Annotated in this window: 19 protein-coding genes; 12 read left to right on the forward strand and 7 right to left on the reverse strand. The window is 38.0% G+C overall.

The features are described from left to right. The first annotated feature begins 232 nt into the window (after nt 1–232). The 6 genes from K331_RS0125215 to K331_RS0125245 all read left to right on the forward strand — a co-directional run bounded on the left by K331_RS0125215 (nt 233) and on the right by K331_RS0125245 (nt 5,441). Entirely contained in the window at nt 233–718 is a 486-nt protein-coding gene (locus K331_RS0125215) for a JAB domain-containing protein (protein WP_028592423.1), read from the forward strand. 180 nt (nt 719–898) lie between these two features. Continuing rightward, the gene (locus tag K331_RS0125225; protein WP_028592424.1) at nt 899–1,234 is read left to right on the forward strand and encodes a hypothetical protein; all 336 of its coding nucleotides are present in this window, start codon (nt 899–901) and stop codon (nt 1,232–1,234) included. Next, nucleotides 1,234–1,626 (forward strand): zinc-finger-containing protein, encoded by a 393-nt coding sequence (locus K331_RS33185; protein ID WP_036635893.1) that lies wholly within the window; start codon nt 1,234–1,236, stop codon nt 1,624–1,626. Before K331_RS0125225 ends, K331_RS33185 begins: the two co-directional genes overlap by 1 nt. A 102-nt stretch (nt 1,627–1,728) precedes the next feature. Beyond that, the gene (locus K331_RS30540; protein ID WP_051290026.1) at nt 1,729–3,996 is read left to right on the forward strand and encodes an ATP-binding protein; all 2,268 of its coding nucleotides are present in this window, start codon (nt 1,729–1,731) and stop codon (nt 3,994–3,996) included. A gap of 95 nt (nt 3,997–4,091) precedes the next feature. Then, nucleotides 4,092–4,631: a hypothetical protein gene (locus K331_RS0125240; RefSeq protein WP_051290027.1), complete on the forward strand. Its 540-nt coding sequence runs from the start codon at nt 4,092–4,094 to the stop codon at nt 4,629–4,631. A gap of 69 nt (nt 4,632–4,700) precedes the next feature. After that, nucleotides 4,701–5,441 carry a hypothetical protein gene (locus tag K331_RS0125245; protein WP_028592426.1) on the forward strand — a complete coding sequence of 247 codons (741 nt, stop codon included), beginning with the start codon at nt 4,701–4,703 and terminating at the stop codon, nt 5,439–5,441. 2,055 nt (nt 5,442–7,496) lie between these two features. On the opposite strand, the gene K331_RS0125265 is transcribed toward K331_RS0125245, so the two are convergent. From K331_RS0125265 to K331_RS0125285, 5 genes are all read right to left on the reverse strand, one after another. Continuing rightward, nucleotides 7,497–8,204, reverse strand: a complete 708-nt coding sequence (locus K331_RS0125265) for a ZIP family metal transporter (protein ID WP_028592428.1) — start codon at nt 8,202–8,204, stop codon at nt 7,497–7,499. Further along, the gene (locus tag K331_RS0125270; protein ID WP_051290028.1) at nt 8,204–8,419 is read right to left on the reverse strand and encodes a helix-turn-helix domain-containing protein; all 216 of its coding nucleotides are present in this window, start codon (nt 8,417–8,419) and stop codon (nt 8,204–8,206) included. Before K331_RS0125270 ends, K331_RS0125265 begins: the two co-directional genes overlap by 1 nt. Next, on the reverse strand, nt 8,416–8,580 hold the full coding sequence (locus K331_RS31730) for a YvrJ family protein (RefSeq protein ID WP_084165569.1): 165 nt from the start codon (nt 8,578–8,580) through the stop codon (nt 8,416–8,418). Before K331_RS31730 ends, K331_RS0125270 begins: the two co-directional genes overlap by 4 nt. Further along, nucleotides 8,573–9,001, reverse strand: a complete 429-nt coding sequence (locus tag K331_RS31225; RefSeq protein WP_028592430.1) for a sigma-70 family RNA polymerase sigma factor — start codon at nt 8,999–9,001, stop codon at nt 8,573–8,575. The genes K331_RS31730 and K331_RS31225 overlap by 8 nt, the downstream gene beginning before the upstream one ends. A 341-nt stretch (nt 9,002–9,342) precedes the next feature. Then, nucleotides 9,343–9,660, reverse strand: coding sequence for a hypothetical protein (locus K331_RS0125285; RefSeq protein WP_028592431.1), 318 nt, complete (start codon nt 9,658–9,660; stop codon nt 9,343–9,345). Nucleotides 9,661–9,851: 191 nt separating this feature from the next. Here K331_RS0125285 and K331_RS0125290 point away from each other — a divergent pair, with 191 nt between their 5' ends. Beyond that, complete coding sequence (locus tag K331_RS0125290; RefSeq protein ID WP_028592432.1) at nt 9,852–10,460, forward strand: hypothetical protein; 609 nt, start codon at nt 9,852–9,854, stop codon at nt 10,458–10,460. Nucleotides 10,461–10,615: 155 nt separating this feature from the next. Here the strand turns inward: K331_RS0125290 and K331_RS0125295 are convergent, their stop codons facing one another. Further along, nucleotides 10,616–11,062: a hypothetical protein gene (locus K331_RS0125295; RefSeq protein WP_036635748.1), complete on the reverse strand. Its 447-nt coding sequence runs from the start codon at nt 11,060–11,062 to the stop codon at nt 10,616–10,618. 41 nt (nt 11,063–11,103) lie between these two features. Continuing rightward, nucleotides 11,104–11,487, reverse strand: a complete 384-nt coding sequence (locus K331_RS0125300; RefSeq protein ID WP_028592434.1) for a hypothetical protein — start codon at nt 11,485–11,487, stop codon at nt 11,104–11,106. A gap of 766 nt (nt 11,488–12,253) precedes the next feature. Between K331_RS0125300 and K331_RS0125305 the strand changes: the two genes are divergently transcribed. The 5 genes from K331_RS0125305 to K331_RS0125325 all read left to right on the forward strand — a co-directional run bounded on the left by K331_RS0125305 (nt 12,254) and on the right by K331_RS0125325 (nt 15,539). Beyond that, complete coding sequence (locus tag K331_RS0125305) at nt 12,254–13,204, forward strand: ParA family protein (protein ID WP_028592435.1); 951 nt, start codon at nt 12,254–12,256, stop codon at nt 13,202–13,204. A gap of 21 nt (nt 13,205–13,225) precedes the next feature. Then, a complete protein-coding gene (locus K331_RS0125310) occupies nt 13,226–13,552 on the forward strand; it encodes a hypothetical protein (RefSeq protein ID WP_036635751.1) in 327 nt (108 codons plus the stop codon). A 3-nt stretch (nt 13,553–13,555) separates the two neighbouring features. Then, nucleotides 13,556–14,239: a hypothetical protein gene (locus tag K331_RS0125315; protein ID WP_028592437.1), complete on the forward strand. Its 684-nt coding sequence runs from the start codon at nt 13,556–13,558 to the stop codon at nt 14,237–14,239. Between the two features lie 229 nt (nt 14,240–14,468). Beyond that, entirely contained in the window at nt 14,469–14,930 is a 462-nt protein-coding gene (locus K331_RS0125320) for a hypothetical protein (protein WP_028592438.1), read from the forward strand. A gap of 69 nt (nt 14,931–14,999) precedes the next feature. Beyond that, on the forward strand, nt 15,000–15,539 hold the full coding sequence (locus K331_RS0125325) for a hypothetical protein (protein WP_028592439.1): 540 nt from the start codon (nt 15,000–15,002) through the stop codon (nt 15,537–15,539). Nucleotides 15,540–15,594 lie beyond the last annotated feature (55 nt).

Here is a 15,594-nt window from a genome sequence, read left to right on the forward strand (position 1 = left end):
AAAACAGTTTTTAAACAGGAAATGATTAAATATTTCAAATTAGGCTATCCTGGCTGGCAGTTGTTCGGGTCGAGTATCCTATTGTCTCTCTACGAGATGATAGGGAACAAGAGATTTGATTCTCACAAAGCCAGAATCATTATAAAAATATAGCCTTTCGCCCGGCATTAAACGGCGGTGTCAATCCTATGATGCCGCCGTTGGTGGCGGGATTGACGGAAGGGAGAAAATTATGAAGCCGTTTCTTATTAAAGAAGTTGATGTACAAGCTTTGCCTGTGCAAAGAAGAAAGCTTGCTCAACATCTTATTCATCTGCTTGAAAGAGTGATGTCTGAACCAAGTTACAACTACATTCGTAAGCCAGAAGATGTGTACATTCTTTGCAGCGATATACTTGAAGCTAAACAGGAATTATTTATTGTTTTCCTTTTAAATACTAAGAACCGTGTCATTTCTCGTAAAACCGTATCAATTGGAGGATTGAATGCCGCTGTAGTGCATCCAAGAGAAGTTTTTAGAACTGCTATCGAAGCCAACGCAGCATCGATTCTGTGCGTTCATAACCATCCAAGCGGAGACCCAGCCCCCAGTCAAGAAGATATAGGTGTTACAACACGGCTTGTGGAGTCAGGGGAGATAATGGGAATTAAAGTGCTCGATCATGTAGTAGTTGGTCGTGACGGCTGGATATCCTTGAAGCAGCAGGGGATGATGTGATGTCTGCCAAGGAAAGATTCCTACGGTCACTTCTAAGCAGAACTACTAAGGAGCGCTGGGTTGCCGAGGTTATGCTTAGTGCATCATCAGAGGTTTTGAAAACCATAACGCTGCGTCAAATTAAACATGTGAAATAGAGAAGCACTTGCTCCTCTTTATTATTTTCGGGTAGGTGAATACATGGAGATTTTTAATATAGTAGCTAAACGTCCTGTAACCCCCGTTCTTACGAAAGGTGTAGAGAGTTTAAAGCTTGAGCCGACAGTTTTGATACGAATGTACATGTTGGCGATTAAACGTTGGGTAGTGAACGGCGATGATAATTTCACATTGCTCACACCTCACGGGATAAATGTTGAAGTATCAAATGGTGATGTGGTTATAGAAAAACTGCTCATTACTGATTATACTGGCCTGAAGGATTCGGTATATGTCATTGTGGATGATTATGAGGATGACAGGCTAGTTATAACGGTCTTGCTGCCAAATGAGTATTTGAAGGGTGGAAAGACATGATGGATAAATACCCCATACCAACGAGATGCCCTTATTGCAATAGTGAGGTGATCTATACCAGCAACGCAGCAATTTATGGGCGGGTATACGGTAATGGTCGGTGTTATAAATGTACTTCTTGTGATGCCTACGTAGGTGTTCACAACAGGTCAAATATACCGCTCGGACGACTTGCCAATAAGGAACTGCGAGAACTTAAAAAGAAGTGTCACGTTTTGTTCGACCCGGTTTGGAAGTTGAATAAACATCTAAAACGTGAAGATGCATATGCGTGTTTAGCAAGTAAACTTGGAATACCAATTCACGAATGTCATTTCGGATGGTTTGATGGAGAGAGGCTGCATAAAGCTTTAGATATTCTTCGTCAGTCTGATTGGTATGAAGTGATTTAGAACGGATTAGCAGTGACACATTAAAATATCCATTTAACACTTAAACAGCAGCTACCTAAATTTGTGGTAGTTGCTGTCTTATTTTTGAGAGGAGAAAAAGAGATGAGTATTACTTTTACACGCGAAGATTGGAAGATGTTTAGAAACTTGGAGACCTTATGCCAGAAGGCAGGAGTCCATCGAGATTATATTCCGCGACTTGTCGTGAAAGAACTTGTGGACAATGCGTTGGACATTTCAGGAAGCTGCGAACTTTCTCAATCCAGTAAAAATAGTTTTGTTGTTAGTGACTCTGGAGATGGAATTAATCCCGATTTCCTTGAAACGTACTTCTCTATAAATCGTCCTATGGTATCTAGTAAGCTCTTAAGATTGCCAAGCCGTGGAGCGTTAGGGAATGGCCTTCGAGTTGTGACAGGTGCCGTGATTTCTACAGGAGGGACCTTATCCGTATCTACACATGGAAAAACATATGCTTTAACCTTCAATGAGGATGGTACAACCAGAAAGCAGCCTATTGCTGACTGGCAAGGCACGGGTTCGAGAATCGAGGTAAGTTTAGGGGCGTTAGAAATTACAAAGCAGGACCTAACATGGGGAAACGCAGCTATTCGTATGGCGCTTGCACATGACAGCAAGCCTTTTAAGGGAAAAACATCGCCATTCTGGTACACTTCAGAGTCGTTTTATGAAGTATGCAATGCAGCTCAAATTGACTTGCTTTCTCTGGCTGCTTACTTCCATAAGACAGATAAGAATACGATTGGCCTGATTGAAAGTGCATTTGGTAGATCGCCTGTTTCCTTGTCAAACGAACTCTCATTTGAACAAACGGAGCAGCTTCTTGATATTTTGAGAAGTGGTGATTCCCATGTGAAAGCTAACTCTTTGGGCCAAGCTGGTGATTATGCACACGGAGGTTCCTATAAAAAGCAGACAGGGACATTTACAGTTCAATCTTCCCGAGGCAGGCACAGTGCAGAAATACCATTTGTTGCAGAAGCATGGGTCTCCTATCATGATGACGATGATGAGGACAGCCGTTCTTACTTATGGAATTATGTAAACAATACGGTTGCTGCCACGGACGTGAGAATTCACTATAACAAAAAGCAAGTGACGATCTGGAGCGGTGGATTATACATTGAGATGAAGAAATCAAGACCTGGGATTTACCGATTTAACCTAATTACTCCATACATGCCCATCACTTCAGATGGTAAGGCACCTGATTTTCGGCCTATGAGCGGTGTGATCGAAAAGGTTATGCTTGCTGCTAATAAAGACCAGTACAAGCATCGAGTACAGTCAAAAAACAAAGGGGCTAGAAATGAGAAAGAGCTTATTTTAACCAATCTTCCCGCAGCCATTCAGAAAACGAGTGGTAACGGCACCCACATATTTAGCTTACGTCAGCTCTACTACGGAATTAGACCTTACGTAATGGAAGCATTGGATAAAGAGCCTGAGTACAACTATTTTTGCCGATTAATCTCTGAGTATGAAAATGACTACGGTGAAATTCATGGCATGTACCGGGACCCGCGGGGAATTTTGTATCATCCACATCGAGGAGATGAAATTCCACTGGGTACGATTGCTGTACAAAACTATGCTAGGCCAGAATGGACATTCAACAAAATCATATTCATTGAAAAAGAAGGTTACTTCGCTTCATTAAAAGATGTGAAATTTCCTGAGAGATATGATTGTGCTTTGATTACTTCAAAGGGGTTTGCTAATCGCGCAGTGAAAGACGTTTTTGATTTACTCGGGGAAACAGATGAGGAGATCACGTTTTTCTGTGTTCATGATGCGGATGCAGCCGGAACCATGATCTACGAGACATTGCAGCATTCCACCATCTCGCGCCCAGGTCGCAAATTTAAAGTTATTAATTTGGGGCTTGATCCAGAGGAGGCAGTAGACATGGGGCTCCAGGTTGAGAGTTTCAAGCGGAGTAACCGTCATCGACCTACAGCAAGCTATGTTAATTATGAGTGGGAAGACTGGCTACAGGAAAATCGTGTTGAGCTGAATGCCATGACTACTCCTGAATTTATTCAGTGGCTTGAAAGTAAGATGGAGGAACATGGTCATAAAAAGATCGTTCCGAATGATGCTGTTCTTCAGAGCAAGCTTCAGGATGAGGCTACGGAAATTCTTCGGCAACGCTTGGCTCAAAAGCTACTTGCAGAAGCAGGCTTTGAACATCAGTTCGAGACAGCGTTAGGTGAACTGTCTGAATTGGTTGGTGAGTACGGTGAGCTGCGTAATGAAGTGGAAGAAGCATTGTCAGTGCGTCAAGATCGGCACTGGACAGCTCCTGTACAAAATCGAGCAGAGGATATTGTAAAGAAAATTTGTTAGGGTATTCAAATTAAACAATCTCATTGTACAAAGCTCCAGTCTAATCCGGCTGGGGCTTTGTCTAATTGCATGAGAATGTAAAGGAGGAAATGGAGTTGAATCATTGGTTTTATATCACGCCGGAAGAGTATGCTGAAGCCGAGAAGTTTGGGGTAAAGCCTGCCATGCTGGATCGTCGCGTTCGTGAACAAGGGTGGTCGAAGGAACGAGCAATGACAACACCACCTCGTGCCTTAACAGATCGCCGGAAGTGGCTACAATTGGCCCGAGAAAATGGTATTAGCAGGGACACCTTCTATAACCGAGTACGTCTTGGTTGGAGCATGGAACGAGCAGCAACCCAACCACGTCAGACCCTTGAAGAATTAAGGGAGCAGGGACTTAGAGGGACAGAATGTATACGTGTTCTGCCAAAAGCGTTTGTCGAGCTCGCTGAGAAGAATGGTATCCCTTATCCAACTTTCCACAATCGAGTGAGAAATAGCGGTTGGGACTTAGAGAGGGCAGCAACAGAACCGTTGTGGAGTCCACGACAATCAGGAAGACTAGGGGCGCAGCGTTTGCGAGAACGCGAGGGTGACTGGTCTGCTCTGATATTCGGCAAACCAGAATGTCGTTCAGCCCCAGGCACTTGAGAAGTGGTCATAACCAGCTCAATCGCTAAGAAAGAAGAATAGAATTCAAAATAGGAAGGAAGATCGAATATGGAAAATGAAGCAAAAGTCGTTTTAAATCCTGATCAAAAAGCAGTTGTCTTAAAAACTACAAAGGATTTGTTCTTCGCAGCAAAGCAGCTCCACGATTGGATCAGCGAGGACAATTTAACTCAGGAGATGGCTGGAATATTGCCGAATTTAATTGAAGGTCATTTCACGGATATATCTAAGCAGTTGAACTATGAGAGTGTGCTGACAAAGGAAAAGGAAGAACGACATCAGCGGCTCAGAGATGCCAACGGACGTATTCGGGAGCTTGAAAGTCAATTGGGAGAAAGTAAACCAATAAACGGTTTAAAGGAACAGCTTCAATTTCTCGCATCCACGGTTTCCAACTGGTGGAACCAATACGGATTCCATCATGTGTCAGACGAGATATTCACGGAATACGGACACTATAAAGCTCACTTTTGCTTTATGCTCGATCACTTGTATACGTTTAGCGATACACCAGAGACAGATAAGCGGGATCGTAAGCAGCGCATACAGGAACTGACAGAGGAAGGGTGGGATATTGTCTATGAAGAAGGTGGACGCAGCCCGAAGTTGGTAGAAAACGATAATAATCGTTCGAGACTGGTCAGACTGATTAAATCCAGATTTCCTTCAGCCAAGATTGTCAGAACACGAAATTGGTGCACGGATAACGAAAACGTGTTTATATACCGTGATATAGAGGTGTACATTTACGATCTGCATGAAATACCACAACAAATTAAAGCAGAATAATAGCTTGTCTTTATTAAATGATTTTGCTATGATTATAGTAATCTAATACGAAATCAAAGCGGAAGTACCGCTAACAATGCCCTACGGGGGTTGTTAGCGGTACTTTTTTTCGTTTAGATGCAAATTATTATAACAAAGGAGATATGAACTATGCCAAAGTTGTTTTCTAACATTAGTGATGGCCAGAGAGTGGAAGTGTGTCTGAAAGGTGGAGAGATTAGGGAAGGGAATTTTCGGAGATGGACTCGAACAGAAGTAGGAAACTATCTTACCTTGAAATGCGATGAGTATATAGAAGACGGACAATTATGTAAGGAGTTTTGCTTTTTGCATGAGGGGGATATTACATCAATGCGGTCACAGTTGTCCCATTAAGGGTAGGGGGATTTCTCAGTAATAACCAAATAAAAAGTACTAATATCTTTTAATCATTAGTGGACTCGCTTATAATATATCATACAGCTCGTGATAGGAATAATTCCCCTCTTTTCTTCGAAAGGGGGGATGAATATGGAAGAGACCTTAGCACTAGGAACCTTTGTTCTTGGTTGCGGAATGTTTCTGGTTGCTTTTTTGGGCCTTATCTTTCAGATAGTTCATTACATGACTTCAAAAAAACAATGACCCTACTGTCCCGCGTCGAAAACGATCAGTAGGGTCGATACCCTGAGGGGAATTCCTCCGGGCTGTATAAAAAGCGTACTTGTGCTTACGACACAAGTGCGTTTTTTTATGAGTAGATAAAGATAATACTGCACAAATATTATGTTATCTGAGGTGTTGTTTATGTTTTCGCATCTTGTCTTACTTCTAGACGTACTTCTAGACCTACTTGTAGGATTACATGTAATATTACATATTGTAATACAAGAAATACACTAAGGGCAATAGACTTGCCTATATTCATCAACATTTATCTATGTACATCTATATTCGTCTACAGATGTCTATAAAATACTGTGCATCATTTATTACAGGAATTACTACAGACGAATGTCTGATGCCAATTGAAAGTCATTTGTTGGAATATTAGATAATGCAGGATATAGGAGAAGAGTGGTGAAATTTCATTGAAGTATTTTTTGAATATACCAATATAGCTCTGAGAGACCAGTTTTAGACTATCAAATACGAATATATTTATAGCGTAAAAATTTAATGAAATGGGAGGAGGAGGCTTATGACAACCTATGACCAAAATCCTGCAGCTGGCATGGTGATCCTTACTGGTACGAGTGGACTATTGGGCAAAACTATGTAGTTGATATGCTCAACACTGATAACTAAATTGAATGTGTGATTTTACAAGTGACAGAAGCAAAGGGATTAGATGACGTTCATAAGCCCTCACGGATTGAACACTGAAGCATACATGATGTGCTGGAGAAATTGGTTTTTTTTGAATTTGTGAAGCATATGCAAGGCAAGGGGGCCGTATCCAGTATGCACAATCAAGGCAGACAAAAGTCCTTTTGTTGGACGAATCTCTTATTTCGGTGAAGAGCATAGGGTAAGAGTTGTGCAACAACCCATGAATCGTTATGCATTGCCAGAAGATGAGGCAACAGCGGTCTAAATTTTAGCAGCGAAAGAAGAGTTTGCGAAGCTAATACAGCAGAAATATGAATAAGTGATTCATTATAACTATGCTAATTTCATGCCAAGCTGTTGAAAACGCTTGGTTCTGACTACTTGGGGTGGGTACCATAATGGATCGACAGAGGAATCAACGTGCCCACTCTTGAACGGCAATTTTTTGGGAGAGCAGTCGCGGAGTGGGGTAGCCTTTGTTTATCCCAGGCATGATGCTCTCAGACTCTTTAGAGGAGGCCAAGACCTCAACGATGTATGGCCTCTTAGGTGTCCGTTGTTACTGCCTGAAGACAGTAATATCAGCCCTAGTCAAACGAAAACTGGGCTAAGAAGCATTTCCCCCTTTTGCACACTTCAATATGCTGCGGTTCTAAATATAACAACAACACTGATCATTTAGAATTCGGATTAAGCTACTTGATAGTTTCGTGGATTAAACGTGATTCTTTATGAAAGTGATTATTAATGCATAAAATAGTGCGCAGTAAAATAAATTAAACATCCAATGAGTGGATATATAGATATCAACTTCTGCTTGGAAACTTCGATCTCTTTTAAAATAGAGGTTAATGCCATATATATAAAAATCCCTGCTGAAAAAGCAATTGCTAAACCAGAAAACTCTCCTAGGAAAGTCCCAATCTTGCTTAAGAATAAAGTAGATGTAACCATCCCAGCTATAGTAAATATGCTTAAACTGAGTAGATATACAAAAAGTTTGGAGAAGCGCTTAACCAGTGGAAATAGCATCAAAGAAAAGATCATCATCTCAATAGATTTATGTATGAAAATTGACAAAAGAATGACCGTTCCTATCTTATTTTGGAGTAGTAGTCCAGTGGTCATAATTATTCCATCTACAAAGCTATGGAGACAAGCACCAGTCAGGACTAATTTTATGGAACAATGCACCTGCTGCTTCGCAGTATGGTTATGAATCTTATAATGAACTAAAAGTGGGATTAGCACCCCAAAGACAACGAAAACAAGTCCATCATGCGATAAATCTGCTGCGATTGGAATTAACTCTACGATAGTGAAACTAAGCAGAAGTCCCATATTTAACACGGAAACTTTAGAATAATTCTGTGCGATAATTCTATTATTTAGGTTTACTATTACTCCAGAAAGAACAGACAATACAATTAATCCAAAACTAATTAGTATCATCAAGGTTTACTCCTTTCTGTGCCTTCCATATCCCAACCATGTACCACCTCAATAAATTTGACGATCAGTTCTTGCTTTAAATCATCGCGATTTTGAAAATTAGTTTGCATCAGAGACTTTTTTAATTTTGGTTCAAATCTGTATATAATCTCCATCATAGCCTGTTGATTGTTTCGTTTGGCTTTCACAATTAATTCCCTAAGCGTTCCATTCACTTTCTCCCCTCCCCAGAATTCCTTTTGATAACCTCAATCAGATTAACTATTGATTCACTTAAAACATCAATTTTTTTCTCGAATCTAAGCAACAAGTATAATGTTACTCCTATTGGAAACCCCATATTAGCAATAATTTGCACCCAAGATGCGTCATCCATGTTCCTTCCCCCTTAATTTACTGATTCCCTCTCGCATTTTCGTTAAAGCGGTTCTCCTTGTTTTTGACACACTTTGCTGAGTGACTTGCAGCAGTATAGCTATCTCTTTATCCTTCAATTCTTGCATGATCCATAAATTCAACACTTGACGTTCTCTCGTTGTTAGATTCATGAAAACAGAGTACACATGAGGATCACTAAGTTCATTTTCTAATTTTCCAGAAGGATGATTCATATATTCGTCTTCAATGACTGATCCCAGGTTTGTATCATCACTGTTATCCATAATCAGTGCAAAACGTTCATTGAATTTCCGATTGCTTTTGTCGAAATTAATAGCATTGTAATGTAGCATACTAGAGATATATCCAACAAACCTTTTTTCTACCTCTTCATATTTTAGAGATTTATTGTGTGACATATACTATCCCCCCCTTAATATATAAAGAGATCTTCAATGAGGAATAAACAACCATAAATAGAACATTTGTTCTATTTATTGTACTATTTTTTGATCATTGGATGCATTAACAAATTATCGGACACTGAGGGAATGTTTCATTCGGTATACCGAGGGTTTGCCTCCAGCTTCCTTCAGATTCAACCTAGCAGTCGATACCCTTGCCTTCAACTAAAAGTTCCTACTACCAAGTCTGTAGCGGATTGACCCCGTCAAGTTATCGCCCATGCCGGGCTCACGCGCACAAAAAAAGTAGCTTGTTCTTTAGAGAACAAGCTACTTTTTAGAAAATATCAAGCTACTCAGACGAATTTAAAACCAGGTAACGAGGTGGTTTGGCTGTATCGCATCAAGTTTTTGTTGATAGTGAATACCCAGACAGAACCTTGGGCTCTACCAGAGATAATGCCACCTTGAGTAATATAGTAGCCAACGTACCATCCAGGAAAATGAGGGTAGCCGGATGTAACAATGTACTCACGGCAACCAGAGCATTGATAAAAATTACCACCAACAAGCTCCGTGACTTTGTTTCCATTTGAGTCTTCTACACGAGGTGCTTGACCTTTGATCTCCATGCGATGACCATTAGCCAATACTGGACATGGATTTTCTGCCATATCAATCTCTCCCTTTATAATTATTAAAGAGCGTTCAACTGCTGTTGTTGATCGCGCTTATGTTAGATAAAGAGATTTGGAACCATAAGAATACAACCTGTCGCAAAAACAAAATTATAAAGATCGAAACTCATTTGGATTTTAAACGTAAAATATGGTAGAGTTATCCTAAAATAGAAAGGAGTATTACAATGATGAAAAGATTATCATGGATACTGGGGTTAACTTTATTGTCAGCCGCATTAGTGGCCGGCTGTAGTCAAGATTCCAGTTCTAAACCATCTACCCCACAAACTACTGCTGAGAATCCAGGAACAGAAGCGGAGACTCCAGCCAATAATTCAAATATTGAAAATTCAATAGAAGAAGCCATCAAAGCCGCGGAGGCATATAAATTGAAAGAATATACTATTAGTGAGGTTCCAGAGACCCCCTTGGCTGAGGAGATCCTTTCTAAACGTAATGAAGAAATGGAGCCTTTTTTCGCACAAAGTTTTCAAGAAAAACCCGTTCACTTAAGTCATGTTTCATTAGTGCTACGAGTCGCTGAGAGTCAACAAGCTTTAACAAGGCCCGAAAATATGGAATTTGAGGTTTCTCAGGAGGCAGAGAATTACGTAGATTTGGATTACACAATGGATTTCTTACTTGAAAAAGAAAACGGAGATAGTGAGCGTATCCCCTTAAAAGGAGTCCTAACACTCGTAAACAAAAATGAAAAATGGCTGGTCCAAGCTGATAATTTTGACAAATTAGCTTTTAAAGACCTTGTTCCAGAAAATGTTATTCCTAAAGAATAAGTACAATGTAAATCTAATGATGTGAAGAGCCGTAGAAACTATCTACGGCTTGTTCTCTGCATCTTAGATTGAAAAATGTCAGTTAATGCTCTACTCCGTGGCCATTTGGGTAAGAGGGAGTTGATCCATTATTAGCTGGAGGAACTATTATGAAGCTACATAGCCCCAGGACTATTAATGTTGAGATAATGGCTTTTTTCATTTGCGAACTCCTCCTTTAAAATTGAAACCATCCTTTGATTATACAACTGTTTTTGTCCTTCGCTAGCGAGGTCTCGGTGTGCTTCAAACAAAGCAATGCATTTTCTAAACGCTGCTATGTCTTTAAAGCTATCAGAGGCTACTAATGCTTGTAGTGTATTATGTATGGCATCCTCGTTATTACCATGCTTAAATTTGTACAAAGCCATCATGTAATAATAGCTTGGTAAATATTTTGTTTTCCGATTCTGCTCTCTGTAGTAGCAAATTAATTCTACTATATCTGCTTGGAAATCTTCTAGTATACTATCTACGTTATGACCATGCATTAAAGCTGATTCTAGGGTGGTAATTAACCCTGGAAGGAGTTCTTCTGTTCTTGAATTTTTGAGAAATTTCACATACGAATTCAGTGATTCAAATTTACCCTCTAATAGATCGACTATGAATGTGTTACCTTTAGCAATAGCTTGAAAAAACTGATCTCTTCTGCTGCTTGCGGGCTCCCGTCATCTAGCCAACAAAGATCAGAATACTTCTCGATACATTCCCTTGCCTCCTGAAAATTCCCTTTTTTGTGGAGAGCAATACCTGTCATCATATACCCGTACCCATAGTAGTAAACGAGGTGTCTTTCCCGTTCACCATATTTATATGGTTTACCCGATTTTAAAAAACCTCTTTGTTGCCGTAATACGGTTTCTCCTGAGATTAAAAGCTTACTTGCAATTTCTAACGTTCTATCCCATTCTTCCAGAAAGTATGAAGCCCTGAGAAGATCAACTAGTGAGTCAATTCTCATACCCTCTAAATGCAGATCATCCAAATGAATACCTCCATTTAATTCCATATACTCCAATTTTATATATTAATCTTCCATAGGTCAATTACTTAATGCAACCTTACCAGCTCATTTTACAGGCCAAAATGAGCTTCCAGAATGATTAGCAAAGATTAGAGTGCAATTGTGTATCACAGTCCGCGTTTGCTCTTGTATGATGGCTTGTTGTGAGTGGGGCAATCTGGATCAGACTCTTTCCTTGATTCTGCTCAAAAAGCTCATGGGATATCTACGGCGAAATTGAAAAGCGATTACTTTTCCTGCAATACTAATTACACCTACTATGTAAAAAAAGTCCGTATTAGTGTCGCGCTTAAATTTCCGACAAAAGACGTTTTGTTGCAAATGGTAGGTGATATAGGATCGATTGAGTGTGAGCAGATGATTTGATTTCGTTATTGTAATGGGAAATTGATTTCACATTAACTGAGTTCGTGAAATATGTGCAAGGTAAAGAACTGTATCCAGTGATCACAATTAAGGTCGATAAAACTCCGTTTACTAGATTCGATTCCTATTTAAGGTAATTATAGTAGGGTGGGATCTTATGGCCGTATTGAAACACTGTTAGAAGGGCGTTAAGAACTTCCACAGGCACTATAAGTAGAATTTTGATACTTTAATACTAGATAAAGTTTCTTCATATGGTACAATTAGTGCATCTGTTCTAAGCATAACTCACTAATATAGTACAGTTACGATATCAAAACTAAAATTCAATTAATAAAATATAAAAACAGGGGTGGCAGGCATGAGTAAACAAGGAAAGGTTATCTCTTTCATAAACATGAAAGGAGGAGTTGGTAAAACAACCTTAAGTATTGGAATCGCAGATTACTTGGCTAGGTATGCCGAAAAGAAGGTTCTAATGATTGATATTGACCCTCAGTTTAATGCAACTCACTCATTGTTGGATACATATTTAGAAAATAAGAATATTGCAAAGAATAATTCTGACGAAGTTGAGATTATAGATGATCTACAAGTCGAACTATCATTTTCACAAAAAGTAGAGGAAGAAGAGAGTGATGAAGAAGAAATAGATTCTTTTTATAGTAGTGTATTAAAAGGAAATAAAACAATTTTCCAGTTATTCAAACCTCAGTTAGACGTTACTCATAGAGCTAACGTGCCTAAAGCCGAAGACATAATTATTAATGTGAAAGAGAACTTAGATATTGTATGCGGGGATTTGAATCTAGTATTAGCTAATAAAAGCAGTGACCATAGTCTAGTTAAGAGGTTACGGAATTTCATTGCCATAAATAAACTAAAGGAAGAATATGACTATATTTTGATTGACTGTCCACCCACATTAACAATATATACTGACAGTGCTTTATTAGCTTCTGATTTTTACTTAATACCAAATAGAGTTGATAGATATTCAATAATTGGAATAGACTCTTTACAGAAGGCAGTAAGTAGTTTAATAGAAGATGATCAAACCCCTTTAAAGTGCTTAGGCATTATATATACTATGATTAATAAGAAAATTAGTTCTAAACAACAAAAAATAAGAGAAGATTTTGAATCTAAAAAATCTGTAAATTCATTGGATATTTTTGACTCTGTAAGCCATACAGTGAACCATATTCAATATGGATATAGTGGTACTTTACCTACCAGATATAAATCATCTTTAGAGGATATTTCAGCTATAACTCTAGAAATGATACGAAAAATTGAGGCACTACAATAAACGCTGAAGGGAGGAGCTAATGTGGAAGAACTCATTATATATAAAAATGAATTGAAGAATTCTAATCCAGCAAGATATAAGGTTATAGGGATAGTTTCCAAAATGTTACTTTCGAGAGAGCTGTTCAATAAAAATGAAGAGATAATTGATTTTCTAAAGTATGTAATGGAAATTGAATTTAAAGAGTATGTTATTGCTTCGAGAACTTTAATTGTTGCTCGTACAGTTAGAGTAATTGAAGGTTTTTCGGATAAAGGATATTTGGATTGTAAAAAAAGATTGTACAAATACATTGATTCTAAAATCATTGATCCTAATAAAAAAAATATTTTTGATGGATGGTTATAGAATATGAAGTATGTGGGGATAGAAATTTGCAAAGAAGAAATAAATACTTTAATTCAGTATCTGGAGAATTATTCAATCAAACATAACAAAGGTACTTTTGATCAAATAACAAAGGAGTTTTATAGGCTCGTCTCTAAACAGATTATTTTTTTTAAATTTATGTTAGAAGCATATCCGAAAACCTACGCGATCAAAGTGATTATTTCTGACTTCCTTTCATTAATATTAAATGATTTAAAATCAGAAACAAGGTACTATTACTTAAACCAACGCTCTGTAATTGAAAATTATTTAAGAATGATATTAAAGAATGAAATGAAAATTACTCATATTACTAAGCAATCGTTTTTGGATTTAAAACAACAAAATGCAACGGAATTAAGTAAGATAGAATATAATAAAATTCTAAATGAGTATAAAATTGCTTGTTCATTTATTCACGGAGGCGACTATCTAAAAGTACATTTAGTAAGTAATTTTGAAGAATGCTTAGAAAGTAAAACCAAAATATCGGAAAGGCAAAGAAAAAGCCAGATATCCCAGTTCATAGATATGGTAAATATTCTGAATAAATTATTTTTAGTTAATAATACCGAAGAGATTGATAATTCTTTTCATAGGAACAAAGTGACTCTTGAATACTTAATGGGCAAAAGGTATATGGAGAAATTTTATCGAATCAAATGATATTGCAGAGACTTCAAAAGTTATAATAAACCACTCCATTTACTAGTTTAGCCTGAATATAAGTTCCCTAGGGAACTTATATTCAGGCTTTCTGTCGTAACCTAGGTAAAGGGAATTAAGGATTGGGGTGAAGTATTAATAAAGAATAGCTGGGAGTGTCTTTGACTTGACCATTAATTGATATTTATTGATACTGGAGATAAATACAGAACTAGGGGGCTGAACTCACTTGGGATTACTCGTACCATTATTATCGTCTGTTGTAGCACTAGGAGTCTTTCTTGTTCTTCACCTATTAATAGAGCCTAGAAAAGAAAGGCGTAGAGTGGCCCTTGAAAAACTAGAAAAGCTTTATGGTCCTCTCTATGCGTTAATTGCTGCGAGATATTTTGTAGCAGGAAGATTTCGCAAAGAAGTTACACTTGGTAGCATTAAGGATCATGAATTTTTGACAAAACGCTACATGGATCAATTCTTTTTAAATAATTCCGGATACGCCTCTCCTAAGCTTATTGCAATATGGTCCCAATATGCTTCAGGTGATATGGTAGATTTAGAGACTATACATGAACTGATCAGAACCATTGTAAAAGAGTACAATCATTTAAGAAAATCCTTAAAACTTGAATATGATGAAGGAGCAATGGCAACAGGTAGACCAGATTATATAGCACATGAGGACTTTAGATAGAACTTTCAAAGTGTTATTGGGTTCAGGAGTTGGAATGTTTTTGAAATCTTGATATTGGAGGGTAAACTGATGTATTTAGAATCAAGTGACTGGATAGCAGTAACAAATATGATAGCTACGTTAACATTATCAATTTTTGTGTATAAGGCAACTAAAAAGTCAGCTGATGCAACTGAGGAAACGAGAAAGCTGACAGAGGAATCAGTAAAGCTTAGTAAGCTGATACATGACATTCAGCAACAAGAGTCTTCAAAAATTAGAAATTCATTAAGAATACAATATACTGATATTCTTCAAAGAAAGACAGCGAAAATACTAAATTCAATAACTACCCATGATGCAATGAGGATTCATCAAGAAATTTCAAAAAATTTCGATTCATACCATCATGGCATTTCACCTGAAAATTTAGCTCTTAGTTTTAATGAAGAAGAAGTCGAGACTATTAACAATGCATGGACTATTCTAAACGACTACATAGACAATTACTATAGCATTACTTATAAAGGACAGGATATGGGGAAATTAGCAGAAAAGGCAGATGGGCCTATTCTGGCTTTTGAAGGAGTAAAATTCTTATTGCAAGATATAAGACGTAGAGGTATATAAAACCGCTTTGGAAAAATCATGGTTGCATATTTTATTCCGTAAATATAACAATTTA

This window comes from Paenibacillus massiliensis subsp. panacisoli DSM 21345 (assembly GCF_000426545.1).
In the GTDB taxonomy this organism is placed as follows: Bacteria; Bacillota; Bacilli; order Paenibacillales; family Paenibacillaceae; genus Paenibacillus; species Paenibacillus panacisoli.

Excerpts from the sequence above, each read along its gene's own strand:
- K331_RS0125215 (WP_028592423.1), top strand. The coding sequence starts at position 233 with ATGAAGCCGTTTCTTATTAAAGAAGTTGATGTACAAGCTTTGCCTGTG.
- K331_RS0125225 (WP_028592424.1), top strand. The coding sequence starts at position 899 with ATGGAGATTTTTAATATAGTAGCTAAACGTCCTGTAACCCCCGTTCTT.
- K331_RS33185 (WP_036635893.1), top strand. The coding sequence starts at position 1,234 with ATGGATAAATACCCCATACCAACGAGATGCCCTTATTGCAATAGTGAG.
- K331_RS30540 (WP_051290026.1), top strand. The coding sequence starts at position 1,729 with ATGAGTATTACTTTTACACGCGAAGATTGGAAGATGTTTAGAAACTTG.
- K331_RS0125245 (WP_028592426.1), top strand. The coding sequence starts at position 4,701 with ATGGAAAATGAAGCAAAAGTCGTTTTAAATCCTGATCAAAAAGCAGTT.
- K331_RS0125265 (WP_028592428.1), bottom strand. The coding sequence starts at position 8,204 with ATGATACTAATTAGTTTTGGATTAATTGTATTGTCTGTTCTTTCTGGA.
- K331_RS31730 (WP_084165569.1), bottom strand. The coding sequence starts at position 8,580 with ATGGATGACGCATCTTGGGTGCAAATTATTGCTAATATGGGGTTTCCA.
- K331_RS31225 (WP_028592430.1), bottom strand. The coding sequence starts at position 9,001 with ATGTCACACAATAAATCTCTAAAATATGAAGAGGTAGAAAAAAGGTTT.
- K331_RS0125285 (WP_028592431.1), bottom strand. The coding sequence starts at position 9,660 with ATGGCAGAAAATCCATGTCCAGTATTGGCTAATGGTCATCGCATGGAG.
- K331_RS0125290 (WP_028592432.1), top strand. The coding sequence starts at position 9,852 with ATGATGAAAAGATTATCATGGATACTGGGGTTAACTTTATTGTCAGCC.
- K331_RS0125305 (WP_028592435.1), top strand. The coding sequence starts at position 12,254 with ATGAGTAAACAAGGAAAGGTTATCTCTTTCATAAACATGAAAGGAGGA.
- K331_RS0125315 (WP_028592437.1), top strand. The coding sequence starts at position 13,556 with ATGAAGTATGTGGGGATAGAAATTTGCAAAGAAGAAATAAATACTTTA.
- K331_RS0125325 (WP_028592439.1), top strand. The coding sequence starts at position 15,000 with ATGTATTTAGAATCAAGTGACTGGATAGCAGTAACAAATATGATAGCT.